General features: G+C 36.5%; 5 protein-coding genes and 1 pseudogene. 4 read left to right on the top strand and 2 right to left on the bottom strand.

Going from position 1 to position 14,844, the window contains the following annotated elements:
* The first annotated feature begins 162 nt into the window (after window positions 1–162).
* Genes VL047_RS03775 through VL047_RS03785 form a run of 3 tightly spaced genes read left to right on the top strand, consistent with a single transcriptional unit; the run spans window position 163 to window position 12,175 of the window.
* Window positions 163–9,756, top strand: a complete 9,594-nt coding sequence (locus tag VL047_RS03775) for a LamG-like jellyroll fold domain-containing protein (RefSeq protein WP_325358677.1) — start codon at window positions 163–165, stop codon at window positions 9,754–9,756.
* Between the two features lie 54 nt (window positions 9,757–9,810).
* Window positions 9,811–10,239, top strand: coding sequence for a hypothetical protein (locus VL047_RS03780; protein WP_325358678.1), 429 nt, complete (start codon window positions 9,811–9,813; stop codon window positions 10,237–10,239).
* Between the two features lie 4 nt (window positions 10,240–10,243).
* Window positions 10,244–12,175: an OmpA family protein gene (locus tag VL047_RS03785; RefSeq protein ID WP_325358680.1), complete on the top strand. Its 1,932-nt coding sequence runs from the start codon at window positions 10,244–10,246 to the stop codon at window positions 12,173–12,175.
* 1,065 nt (window positions 12,176–13,240) lie between these two features.
* Here the strand turns inward: VL047_RS03785 and trxA (VL047_RS03790) are convergent.
* A complete protein-coding gene (gene trxA / locus VL047_RS03790) occupies window positions 13,241–13,702 on the bottom strand; it encodes a thioredoxin (RefSeq protein ID WP_325358682.1) in 462 nt (153 codons plus the stop codon).
* Between the two features lie 123 nt (window positions 13,703–13,825).
* Window positions 13,826–14,185, bottom strand: a complete 360-nt coding sequence (gene trxA, locus VL047_RS03795) for a thioredoxin (RefSeq protein WP_325358684.1) — start codon at window positions 14,183–14,185, stop codon at window positions 13,826–13,828.
* Between the two features lie 317 nt (window positions 14,186–14,502).
* Here trxA (VL047_RS03795) and VL047_RS03800 point away from each other — a divergent pair.
* Window positions 14,503–14,844, top strand: a pseudogene (locus VL047_RS03800) (tRNA nucleotidyltransferase); the annotation flags it as partial.

Consider the following 14,844-nt stretch of genomic DNA (forward strand, 5'->3'; position numbering starts at 1 on the left):
TGAGCGGCGCCGCTACATCTCTACAACCATCGGTGTAATCATCGCCAGCGGTTGTTCCTTGCCGATACAAATATCGGTAAAAATGTTTATGTTTGTATAGCTATAGATGACGATTGTCCGATTAATTGGGGGCTAGACCAATAATTTGAAAAACTTAAAGACATGAATTTTTTTTTACTAAGCCTAAATGAACAAATCAGAACGAATTTGTTACGATTACTTATTTTATTTTTTCTTTGCGGTATAAGCCAAATGGTTTGGGCAGCCGACTATTTTGACTATATAGATCCGTCAAAGTCAACTATCACTTATGATCCTGCAAACGGATATTTTATTATTAAATTCCCTTTCTACTTTAACCCTACATCAAGTGGTAAGGATGTAAGTTTAGAAGCCGGTTCTTTTATAGAAATACAAACAAGCTCTACTACTATAAAAATAATGGATCTGACGGGTTGTTCTGACTGCCAATATGTTAATTTCAGTAATAGTCCGTCTGACGCAACTAACGGCTATGTTAAGGTTAATGATTCTTTTGTTTCTTCGGGACAATTCTCACAATACGGAATTTCTGATGGAACAATTGCTTTTGGCGAATTTTATTATTATCCACCGGAACAATTTTTAGGACAATCTGTCAAGTTCCATTTTAATTTTGTGATAGAACAAGATGAAGACGGGGCAGGAGCACGTCAAGCTACTTACACTTCTGGTTCTACAACCCTTGCAAATATTTCGGCAAGTGATTTCACTCTGTCGTCCGATTTTTCTTCTAACTTGAATAAATTTACCGTTTCTGCTAAATACAAAAGCACAGACTTGCCGCCAAATTTATATTGGGGCAGAGGTACAACTGCAGCTCAGGCCACTACGTCTTTTAATACTCAAACAAAGACAATAGATTTAGATAGAAGCAATAGTGGAAGACAAGAAAATTTTGCAATAAAATTAGCATATAGCGAAAAAGTTACAAAAACTATTACTATTTCTCATACCGTACCAGGTTATCAGGCTTTTGGCACAGGTGGCAAAGCTTTATCAGCATCCTATCACTCATCAGGCAAAGTTACGCTCTCATGGAATTTAGCCTCCGGAACAGGCGACCTTATTGGCGGAGATGATTTTGTTCTACAAAGGGCTGACAATGCAAGCTTTACTAATGCAAAAGAAATTACCAGAATAGCTGTAGTCTTAAACCAAGCGGAGAACTTTGAATATGTAGATGACTTAGTAGCAAATAATGTAAACTCTGAAGTTATATACTATAGAATTACGAGGTCGAAAGCTTTAACAGCCGAATGGGATTGGAGCTTTGGACAAAACCGCTCTATAACACCCAACTATCAACACGTAGAAATAAAATCAGCAGAGGCCTCACTAATAACAGAAAATTCTAATGCCATTAAAATTAGCTGGACCTACAATAACAGCGATAATATATGGACTCCGGGCTCATCTTTTGTGATTATGAAATACAATATCACAACCGGAATTACCGATGAAATTAAAGGAGCTTTAAGCCAGATGCAAGAGGGCTTCTATATAGATGAAGCAGTAAAAATTTGTAACGCTTATGAATATAGTGTTTTCGTTGCACCCGGAAATGAATCTTTTCACGATTCTTTTTTAACTAAAAAGTATAGAACAGAACAAATCATCCCTACTGAAGCAAGTTCTCTTATCAGCGTAGTAGCTTCTAAGGGCTATTATTCAAATAGGGTAGAGTTAGACTGGAAATCAAAAGGTGCTTTTGATGAATTTGACATTGCCAGAAAAGAATATGGTGATGACGAATCGGAATGGAAAACTATACAAACAATAAATGGCTCATCTGTATCTACATCATATTTTACCATCGATGAAACCGGAAGTCCGGGCCAACTATATGATTATAGAGTAATAGGATTATTAAATTGTGCCGGCAATATAATTTATTCCGACGAGGTTGCAGATCAGGGATTTCGTACTCCAACCGGAGATCTTTACGGGCGTGTTACCTTTGAGAATGGGCAGGCTGTTGACTCTGTTCAAGTAATAGTAGAAACAACAAACGGTATTCCGGGAAAAAGTTTGTTGTTTAATGGCAGTGCAAATGCAAGGGTAAGTAATACAGAATTATTAAAAACAAATACAGAATTGTTAAGCATACAAGCATGGATATCGCCTGACAATGCAAATGCCGCATCACAAAGTATTTTATCAAAAGCCGGTATGTATGATATAGGAATAAGCAATAACTATTTCTACTTTACTATGGGAACAGAAACACTAAGTACTGATGTTCCTGTATCAGAATATTTAAGTTATTCTACTTTCATACACCTTACAGCATCTTTCGATAAAGACTATATATCTATTTATATAAACGGGAAATTTGCTGCCGGAAAAGAAACAACAACTACCGTATCCGGAAACGACAATCCTGTTATACTTGGAGAAAACTACTACGGAGTAATCGACGAAGTCCGTATTTGGGGACGTGCTCTTAGTGCAGAAGAAATTTCAGGAGACTATAATCGTTATATAACCGGAGAAGAGGATAATCTTTTGGCTTATTGGAACTTTAATCATGCAGTAAGCTCTGCGTTTTTTGATGTTTCGTTTCGTGGTTCTAAATACAACTCAAATCATGGTATTATTAACTCCGGCGTAGAGCTTATCTCCAGCCGCATTCCTAATAATGAACAATTAGGTTATAAAGGTATAACCGGAGCTGATGGTACTTATTCTATCCGTGCTATTCCTTACACAGGCAATGGTACTGCTTACACAATTATTCCCCGTAAAGGAATTCACAGCTTTGAACCTCAAAAAGAAATTCGCTTTATCAGCTCGGGAACACAAAGCCATACAGTGAATTTCACTGACAATTCATCTTTTAGAGTTACCGGAACAGTAACTTATAAAGGAGGTACCTATCCTGTAAATGGGGTTTCTTTTATTATTGATGGCGTAACAGCTCTTCAAAAAAATGGAACACCCATATTAACAAATGCTGCCGGAGAATTTGAGATTCAGGTTCCGGTAGGCACTCATGAAGTTAAGGCTGTGAAAATCGGCCATTCTTTCGAAAATGATGGACGTATTTGTGACAGCAATAATCAAGACTTGAACTATCAAGACGAAGTACTTGGCAGAAAACTTATAGATATTACAACCATAAAATATATTGGTCGTGTTGCCGGAGGTACTGAGCAAGAGGCTTATATATTAGGGCATTCGTTGTCAAAAAACAACCTCTCTGATGATATTTATGTGAAGTTAAAACACCAAAGACAGGGATATAAGTTGGCATCTGTAGAAACCACCATAGAGCAGGAGCATTTTAAACCATCAAATGCCACCGAAACAAAAACAAACCAAGTAACATATAGTGAAGACTATATAACCATCACTCCAAATACAGAAACCGGAGAATTTGTTGCTTATGTAATTCCTGAATCCTTTATTGTAGAAGCTTATGCTAACGGACATGGTTATATTGATCAAAACAGCGAACTTAACTTAAGCCAAAAATTCACTTTACAAGACATTGTATATAATTATGTTGATTCAATATTAGTAAATAATAAATGGCAATACACCAACTTTAGTGATACCGTTAAATTTAATGCTTCTCAAAAATTCATAAAACGTTACTCTCCTGAAATTCGGATAGAACAAATAAATCCTTCTTCGGCGGGAGATGCTCTGCCCTATTATGGAAATAAAACAACAAAAACAACAAACATAATAGGTGAGACCACAGAAGTTCCTCTGTACGATGAAGAAACAAAAACATACTTGCTTGGCAAACCTGTTTTTGTTCAAAATGAAAATTATACTTTAAAAACCAGCCTTTTTGAAGCATATAAGTACAACGGAGCTAATGATATTATCGACGAAGTGCCTACCAGTGACGCTAAGGTGAAATTCATAAATGATATTGCCAATGAAGAAGCCACTGTAGAGGGAGATACAGCCGGAGTTGCATATTACACCTTTAAAGCCGGTGATCCGGAACTTACATCTGCAACCCGTTCTATTTCAGCAACGGTAACTTATGGTTCGGATTCAAATCCAACATCCATAGATTGGATTCAACCTTTTATCAACGGAAATGCCATAGTGTTAGGAATGCAAAGAACAGGTACTGACTTTGTTACTGCCGGTCCTGATAAAGTATTGACGATACTCCGCGACCCTCCGGGATCTAATAGTTATTCATATTTAGAAAAAGGAGTTTCTTTTGAAGAGTCCTCAGTCTATACCGGTTCGTTCAAGAATGAAGGAAGCGAAGAGTTTACCCTTGGAGTAAAAGCTGCTGTCAGCACTATTAATCTTGTTGGTGGCATAGGGGCTTTAACCGGAGTTGAAACCACATTGACAGAAGCAGAATCCGGTGTAACATTAGGAATCATGCATGAAGAAGAATATACAGGGACAGACACTAAGGCAACAAAAACTGTTACAACAACTCGTTTTCAAACCAGTAGTGAAAGCAATTATGTTGGCACTGATGCTGATGTATATATAGGCTATTCAACCAATATTACCTTCGGCTCAACAAAGGACGTTACTGTAGTATCAAAAGAACAATTTATAAATGCTGGAGGAGAAAGTGCTTACGAGGCAGTTTATGACGACGCTTCGTCCCCTGACTGGGTTCTTGTACAAAAAATTGGAGTTAGCATTGCACAGTCATTCAAAACTATGTTTGCTTATCCTCAAGTCCACATTGAAGAAAGAATAATTGGTGAAACGGAAGCTTTAAGAAACAGTTTGCTGCTGCAATTAGCCGAATGTGACACTACAGCTTTAAGAAACAATGTAAAAAATGATAAAGAAAAGGTGTATTACGTATCATTGGTTTCAATAGATGACGATAATTATGGCAAGGAAGGATTTTACAAATGGATTTTCAACGAAGAAAAGAAAGCAGTAACAGACACTATTTCTTATCTGAATCAATCTATCGATAATTGGATTAAGCAAATGAGAATGAATGATTCGATAAAAGTTCATGCTGAAAAACTACAAAATTATTCCTTCCACGGAGGTTCAGAAATCGAATATAGTGAAGAATATTCAACAACAAAATCACACGAAAGTACCTTCTCCGTTACAATTGGAGGTAAAATAGCAAACGATTGGCTGTTAGGAGCTGCTACAGCTAAAACAAAATTTGAACTTGAAGAGCAAATATTCACAACGCAAGGCGGAGAATGGTCAAGCGAAGTTGAATACAGTCATAGCAAGGGCTTTGTATTAGCAGAAGAAGGGTCTGATTATATCAGCGTTGATGTATGTCGGGAGCCGGGATGGAAAAAGGCACAGGAAGAATATGAGAACAGCGGTCTTGCCTCTGAAGGAATGGTAGGCGAAAGTTCATTTAAAGCTAAAGACTACTATTCAAGTTTTGTATTCAGAACCCAAGCCGGTGTTACCTCATGTCCTTACGAAGGAGCTTATATTTCAAAATATTATGAACCGGAAAAAAATCATATTATTAATCAAGCAACAATACAGGTTGAAGTTCCCGAAATAAGTGTAGAAAGGAATTTTATAGAAAATGTTCCTTCAGGTGAATCTGCTAAGTTTATTCTTTATTTAAGAAACAATTCAGAAGCACAGTGGGAATCATGGTACACATTAAAAATGGTTGACGGCTCAAATCCTGATGGCGCCAAAATGTCAATTGATGGTGCTGCAATAGCAAATGGTCGTGACTTTTTGGTTCCGGCCGGTGAAACTCTTGTAAAAACATTAGAAGTAGCTAAGGGAAGGGCATTGAACTATGATGATTTAAAACTTGTATTAGTATCTCAATGTCAGGGCGACCCTGCCGACTTTTCTACCATAATAGCCGACACTGTAACCTTTCATGTTCATTTTACACCCTCATGTTCAAATGTATCAATAATAAAGCCCGGTAATAAATGGACTTATAATACAGTTCTGCCTACCACTGAAGTTAACGGAGTACAAGAGCATTATATGGCGATTGAAATAGGCAACTTTGACGTAAATTATGACGACTTCAGTCATATAAGATTACAATACAAGTCCTCATCTGAATCTGATAACAATTGGGTAACACTGATTAGTTATTATAATGACTCTACATCTGTTGATTATTTGTCGGCAAAAGAAAATGGAGAAAATATAAGTCTTATAAAAGCTGCTGATGCAGGGAAAATTTATTACAACTTTTTCATGGACAACAAACCTGATCAGCTTTATGATTTACGTGCCGTAACAATTTGTAATATCAATAATGAAAAGATTGAAAACCCCTCGGAAGTGGTGAGTGGTATTAAAGATATGTATAACCCCCGGTTGTTCGGTTCTGCTAAGCCGGCTAATGGAATTTTAACTATTGAAGACGAAATACAACTAAACTTTAATGAACAAATAGCCGAAGGCTTTTTGACTAAAAACAATTTCCAGGTAACAGGTGTTCGTAACGGGTCAAAAACCGACCATTCAGTTTCCATTCGCTTTGACGGACAGAATGACTATATGGCTACCGATGCCAATAGAAATTTAGCCGAAAAAGATATCACCATTGAGATGTGGATAAATGCAGATGCACAAAACGCCACCTTATTTTCTCATGGAAATATAAATGAAGCTATAGAGCTGTCAATAACCGCCAACAATCATCTGAAAGTGAAGCTTGGAAATACTGTTTTAGTATCTGAAAACGCATTTGCTTTCGACCGCGGATCGTGGGCTCATGTAGCATTGGTGTATGAAGCGGAAGGATACATATCTGCCTATTACAACTATACCGAGCTGATAAGTCGCGCTCCGGTTGGCATGTATTATGGCTCAGGAAACTTTATATTAGGTAAAAGCATAAACGACAGCGACTACTTTAATGGAAGAATGCACAATGCACGTATTTGGAACAAGGTTTTGTCCTCAGGCAAGCTGCAATTAAACAGCTTGTCCATACTCTCGGGAAATGAACCCGGATTGTTAGGCTGCTACCCAATGAATGAGGGAAAAGAAAACTTGGCTTTAGACAAAGCACGTGGTGCAAATATGACTCTTTATGGTTGCGAGTGGTCTATGCCTGAAGGCTATGCCTCAAGCTTTGATGGAACTAATTCGTACCTTGCTTTAAACACAAGTGCTGCGGTTGTTACAGAGGAAATGGATTACACAATAGAATTCTGGTTTAAAGCAGAGTCCGGTCAAACAAATTCAAGCATTCTGTGTAATGGGCTTGGAACGGGAGCAGATTTTGGCGGTTCCAAAAACATATTTAACATTGGTTTTGATTCGGAAGGACGTTTACAATTCACAAACAATGGAGTAAGCATTCAAATAGACGGAACTTATGATGACAATAACTGGCACCATTTTGCCATAACTGCCAATCGTACTATTGGGCGTGCTCAAATATATCTTGATGGAGAATTGAATCAATTTTTCGATATCGCAAATATTGGCGGAATTGCCTCCGACAAAATGTATGTAGGAGCATGTGGCTGGTATGATGAAGGTGAAATAGGAGTATTGAAAACAGACAATTTCTTCTCCGGAAAAGTGGACGACATAAGATTCTGGAATCTATATAAAGGTGCTACTCTTATAGCAGAAAACATGAATAAAAGGTTAGACGGAACCGAAATGGGATTGTTGGCATACTATCCTTTTGAACACTATATTGAATGGCAAGGCAATAAAGAGCTTCAATACACTTTAAGCGATCAAAAAACACAAAAAGATCCTTCAAGAGCAGTAAGTGATGCCCTTCCTTATGGCAACACAGCTCAAACAGCAGATATAGCTCCTATTAAGGACAAGGGACCGGTGGCTAATTTGGAATTTGAGTTTGTTGTTAACGAAGATGCTCTTATTATCAACTTGAAAGAGACAGCAGAAAAAATAGAAAAAGTCATCGTAACCTTCACAGTAAGTGATGTCCGCGATTTAAACGGAAACTATATTCTATCTCCTATCACATGGAGTGCTTACATAGACCGTAACCAATTAAAGTGGATGGATAATGAAATTAATCTTAATAAAAATGTATATGAACCTTTAGAGTTTATTGTGAAAGCCGTTAACAAAGGCGGTGCTGTACAAAACTTCAGCATCAACAATATGCCGTCGTGGCTATATGTTACGCCAACCAAAGGAAACATTAACCCCAACTCTAACAAAGACATACATTTTACTGTAGATGAAGGATTAAATATTGGAAGTTACAACGAGCTTATCTACTTAATAAATGATGAAAATGTAAGTGAAGCATTAGAGCTCAACTTAAACGTATTGAGCAAAAAACCTGATTGGAGTGTTAATCCGGCAGATTTCGCATACAATATGTCGGTGTTTGGCAAAATGCGCTTTAATAACATCTATTCCGATGATAATAATGACATGTTAGCTGCATTTAAAGACGGGAAATGTATTGGACTCGCAAATTCTGCTTACGATAGGAACCTGGATATGTGGTATGCTTTGCTTACAATTTACGGTAATGAAAAACAATTTGGAGACATAGAATTCAGGATATGGGATGCAAGTTCAGGAAAAACCTACGGAGCTACGCCAAGCACCGAAATATCATTTGTAAATGATAAAATTATTGGAAGTCCTATAAGCCCTGTGATTTTTGATGGAAAAGAATTAATATTCCGTGATATTTCTGTTGTTTCCGGATGGAACTGGGTGTCATTCAACCTTCAAAATGAAAACCTTTCTAATGTAAACAAAACATTAGAAAATGGAAGGTGGGTAGATGGTGATTTCATAAAATCATTAGACTACACGGATAATTATTCTGCCAAAAACAAAGTGTGGGATGGAGAATTAACTCGAAATGGAGGCCTGATCAACAGCTCTATGTATATGATTAAGAGTACAAACAATCAAACATTCAGCGTCTCAGGTGTAGAAATCAATCCTATTGTTACTCCAATTACAGTTGCCAAAAACTCATGGCTTTGGTTAGGATATATTCCAAGCGGAAATATGACCGTTAATGAGGCTTTATCTGACTATGCTGCAAATCAAGGTGATGTGATTAAGTCTCAAACATCATTTGCTATGTTTTTTGGTAACAATTGGGTAGGAAATCTTAGCTATATGGAAGCTAACAAGGGCTATATGATTCACAATACCGGAAATAAAGATATCACGTTCAGTTATCCCAAATCATCAAGCACAAGATTAAAATCTTTAAATAATGAGGATAACTTTTCAGTGAATTACGCTCAATATCCAAACAATATGAACCTGATTGTAAGCTCAAAAGATTTATTGCCTACAGACAAGATTGTTGTTGTAGTAGATAATGAAGTGAGAGGCGAAGATGCAAGTGTATTTATTGACGGTAAAGAAAATATCAGATTTATTACGGTAAACACTGATAAAGAAAACTCATATCTCACCTTCAAACGTGAACGTGGAGGAGAAACAGCAACTTATAGTCCGTTAATTAAATACAATTCAAATACAGTGCTTGGAACTATAAGCTCTCCTATAGTCTTAGACTTTGAAGAGCAGGACCAAAACATAAATGTTTATCCTAATCCCTTTAGCAGAGAGCTGAATATTATAGTTTCAAGTGAAGAAAACAGCAAAATAATTATCAAACTATTGGATGTTAGTGGACATGCTATTTATGACATAAACCAAAATTCAGTTGACGGTTTATATCAAAAAACATTGAACACATCATCTTTGGATAAAGGAGTTTACCTTATTCAAATAATAGAAAATGATAAGCAAACAATTAAAAAAGTAGTGAAAAAATAACATTAACTGAGAATGCTTCAATTTTTGAAGCATTCTCATATATAATCCACAATCATGAAAAAAAATATATCTATACCGATTCTACTTGTTTTATTTTCTCTAAGCTTATTCTCATGCAAAAAGGATGAAACATATCCTCAACATGAAAAGCCTAATTGGGAAATTTCTGAAATAGAAAATGTTCAGGTAAACTTCAGCGCGATTTTCGATTTAGAATCAAACCTTAGTGTTTACATAGCAGAAAACGACGAACTGGCAGCTTTTGTTGGAAATGACTGTCGAGGTACAGCTACTCTTATCAACGACCTTTTTCATATTACGGTAAAAGGTACTGCCGATGAAAATTCAAAGGTTACTTTTCGCTATTATAGCTCTACAACAAAATATATGTACGAAGCTATAGATTATGTTGACTTTGAGGCTAATATCACATTAGGAACTATTGACAATCCGGAAGTTTTAGCTCTAACCCTAAGAAAATAGAAAAATGAAAATCAAGACTTTTATCATAAGTACTGTAATTTTAATCTTTTCGACTTTAAAGGTATTTTCCCAAAATGATAGTACTTCAATCATAAATGCTGATTGTTTAAAGAACAATTGGTATATAGAAATTGGTGGCGGATTACAGCTTCTAAATTCAGAGGACGCATCAAAGCTGGTCTCTTCGAACCGTTATACTCCATCATTCTCAATTTCGGCAGGCAAATGGCTGTCTCCGGTATTTGGTTTTCGCATGCAAATACAAGGTTTTAAAATGAATGGCTTAAGTACTTCAAGAGGAATATATTTAGCAAATCCCACTGACGATACCTTCTTGTATGGGAACAATGACCCTGTGCGGATAGGTGCTGACTTCTTTCCAAACGGTTCGTACATCCACGTCATTAAATACATAAATCCTCATTTTGATGCACAATTCAGTTTATTCAATTTGTTCGGAGAAAGGAATAAGAACTACATCTTTAATCTTGTACCGGGCATAGGAATCGGCTATATGCATGTGTTTGAGTATCAAGGAATCCCTACTGCCGATTTAATGACAAGCAATTTGTCATTAATGGCAAAATATCAAATAAAGGATAATTGGGATGTAAATATGGAGGTAAATAAAGCAATTTTTCCCGACCCTTTTGATGGAAGGATAATGGGACGCATGCAAGAGAGCAATACAGCCTTTACTCTGGGAGCAACTTACAGTTTTGGTGCTAAAAAATCTGTTTTGGAAAATAAGACTGCAAGGTTATTTAAACAAGAGGATGACGGAAATACGGAAAAATTTCAGGACTGGTATTTTGACGCCATGCTTGGCGGCCAGATGGCATTTTCTGAAAACACCGGTAGTATGGACTTTTCAGAAAGGATATCACCAAATATTGCACTAACTGTTGGGAAATGGTTTTCTCCCGTTTTTGCCGGCAGGATTCAAGTTCAAGGACTTAAATTAAACAACTTGAGCGATGGAAGCGGATACTTTAATGAGGACAAAACAGGCGGAAATACAATATTTGGAAATAATGACCCAGTGTTTTCTACAACAACACTTGATGAATTAGATTTTTACAGACGTGATGTGTCTTATGTAAATATGCATGTCGATATTCAAGTTAGTTTGCAAGAGTTGTTGAATAAGCCCAATGAATCATACAAATTTGATGTTTTGTCGGCTGTTGGTATCGGATATATGCATGTATTTGAAATCGATGGGATTAAAGCGGCAAATTTAATGACAAACAATTTTTCCTTAATGGGAAAATACAAGTTAAACGATTCATGGGATATAAATCTTGAACTTCAAACAGCATTTTATTCCGACAAACATGATGGACGTATTACCGGAAAAATGCATGAAAAAAACATGTCACTGGCAATAGGCTGCACTTACAATTTACCCGGAGAAAGAAAGAAAAGTGGAAAGAAAAAGAAAGACCAGGCCGCCATTATGCAGGATGCTATTATAGAAATACCGACCGTTCCTGAAATGACGACAAATAATGATTCTGCCATAGAAAAAGATGTAATAGAGAAAAATGAAGAAAAAGAAGTAAAACAAATGGCAGAACTAATCCTTGTTGAAACAGATTCTAAACCCTTTATTTTAACATCAATTCTATTCTCCCTAAATAGTAAGATTCCATACAGCGGACAAGAAATACACCTAATAAACGTAGCGAAATTCTTAACAGAGAATCCAAATAAAAAAATCCGTCTGGATGCCTATGGTGATGCAGGATCAGGTACAGATGAAGTCAACATGAATATCTCGAAACAAAGAGCAGATTATATAGAACAGTTGCTTATTGAAGAATACGGAATAGATACAGATTTGATAGAGAAAAATGCAATGGGAGCAAAAGAACAACCCTATAAAACAAACGCTTTAAATAGAGTTGTTATTATTACAGCAATAAATCAATGAGCAGTAAACAATGAGCAGTAAACAGTAATCAACGAATAATCGTAGAGACGTTGCATGCAACGTCTTTTTACATGACATGTGGTGTCCGTTTAGAGTTTATAGTTTTGGGTTTCGGGTTCACGCAAAGACCGCGAAGATTGTTCACGCAGAGGCCGCAAAGATATTAATGTCGTAGAGACGCACTGCCGTGCGTCTTTATAAGACACGATATGTGGTGTCCGTTTAGAGTTCAGAGTTATCGTTTACGAATTACAAATTACGGATTAGCAGATTAGTTGATTTGGTCATCGAAAATCGTAAATTAACACGAATTTATAGGCTGAAAGCCTTATATATATTAGCATGGGGCAGCGCCCTATGTCGTGGAATACCTCCACAATCGGCGCTCTGAAAGAGCAACATAAAGAATAAGAAACTTAACACAAACCGGATTCAAGCTTTGCCCAAAGCAGGATGCTTCGGGTACATTGCTTACAAATTACGGATTAGTTAATTAGAAAATTAGAAAATTTCAGCAATTACGTTTAACAAATTTTTATTAATTATTTGAAACCACGAAGTGGTGAAACTGTTGTAGGCTTACATAGGGCTACGCTTCGTTTCATCCTAACCTGTCCCGCCGAGGCTTGGCGAGAGCGGGATGCTAATGTCTTGCACCCATTCAGGGCTGTAGAAAAAAGTAAAAGCCCGTGCGGATTGAGCACAAAAGATTAATATTAACTTCGTTGAATTTTGCTGCGCTCGGCAATGTGCAAACTAGTTTGACTACTGCCCTCGCTTATCGCAAAATTTATGTTGCCTCTTCAAGGCGCTTGGAGGTGGAGGTATTCACCGACCCCACGCGCTGCATGGGTCTGTTCCGCCGAGGCTTGCCGAGAGCGGGATGCTAATGTATGTAAGGCTTTCAGCCTATAAATCAACTAATCTGCTAATCAACTAATTATCACATTAAATAATCTGCTAATTTGCACCCCTAAACCTCTCTAAACGACGTAGTCCTCAACTTTAACTTCACTGTTGACTGATGACTGCTCACTGATTTACTGATGACTGATAACTCTATTCTTATTTTGACACCTTAAGGAATTCGCCAATTATGCGCTCTAATTCTTCTTTTGGCAGAAGGCCTCTGGCGCCGGCAGGCTGTGAATCGAGGGGAATAAATATCATTGTTGGATAAGCTGAAACTCCAAAAGCTGCAGCGAGCTCTCGATTTCGTTCTGCATCTATTTTATAAATTTGAATTTTATTGCCATAATCGTTCTGAAGCTCTACGAGTATAGGAGCCAATTGTTTGCAAGGACCACACCATGAAGCATAAAAATCAATAATTACAGGTCTGTCTCCTTTAAATGACCACTCTTCCTGATTTTTATAGTCAAAAACCTTTTCTATAAATGAGTCTTCATTCAGCTCAACAACTTTACTAAGCCCTGAGGAAGAAAAAGCATAGGCAGAGATAACAAGACTACCCGAAAACCACATCAACAAAGAAATAAGACAGACCCGTAAAATATTTTTTTTCATAACTATTTTAAATTTTCTAATAGAAAATAACAATACCCCTAAGACTCATAATTAAACGCAATAATACGGAAAAAAGTTCAAAAAAATTAAATCATAGAATAAGCAAAGGAAATAAAACCGAGGTTATTTCTCTACATTTAAAACATCTTTAATTACTTTTTCAAAAGTATCCTTTGGTAAGGCTCCTGCTGCCATTTGAGGCTGACCATCCTTTGGCACAAACAACAAAGACGGAATGCTTTGAATGCCAAAAACAGCCGACAATTCACGTTCTTTCTCTGTATCTAGTTTATAAATGTCGATTTTCCCATCATACTCTTCTGCTAATTCCTCTAATATTGGAGCTACCATTTTACAAGGTGCACACCAGTCGGCATAAAAATCAATCAAACAAGGTTTATCACCAACAAAATTCCATTCTTTATTATTTTCATAATCAAAAACTTTTGATTTGAAAGTCTCTGCTGTTAAATGCTCTACCATAATTGTAAGTCGTTAAATTAATAATTTAGTTTGCAAATATAAATTCTAATATTGATATATACAATTATTTATATTTGTATAATGTTCTATACAATGATTGTGCCAGATGAATAATATTTTAAAAAGCAGAAAAGTGAGCAGTTTATTTGGAACCAAGTGACACATTGTCATTAAAATTTATCCACTTTTCTTTCTTTCATGGTTTCATCACTAAAGAACATTTCCAATTGATATAGAAAATTTTAAGTAAATATTGTAATTTTGTCAGTTGATATATCAAACGACTGTTATAAAAGGAACTTATCAAATATTATTTCATGCAAGAACATCTAAATCATCCTGTTTTTAAAATTATATCCGACATCAGTACTTTGGAAGGGGTAAAAAGTTATGTTATAGGCGGCTATGTTCGTGATTTAATTATGGGCAGGCCCTCAAAAGATATTGATATTGTGGTTGCAGGCAGCGGAATTGAGTTTGCCGAAAAGGTAGCGTCACGGCTGGGCAAAATCAAAGTCAGCAAGTTTAAAAACTTCGGAACAGCAATGTTCAAATACCGTGATACGGAATTTGAATTTGTCGGTGCCCGCAAAGAATCTTACAATCGAGACAGTCGAAAACCAATAGTAGAAGACGGCACTATCGAAGATGACCAAAAC

It is taken from the genome of Albibacterium sp., from assembly GCF_035514885.1.
GTDB lineage: Bacteria > Bacteroidota > Bacteroidia > Sphingobacteriales > Sphingobacteriaceae > Albibacterium.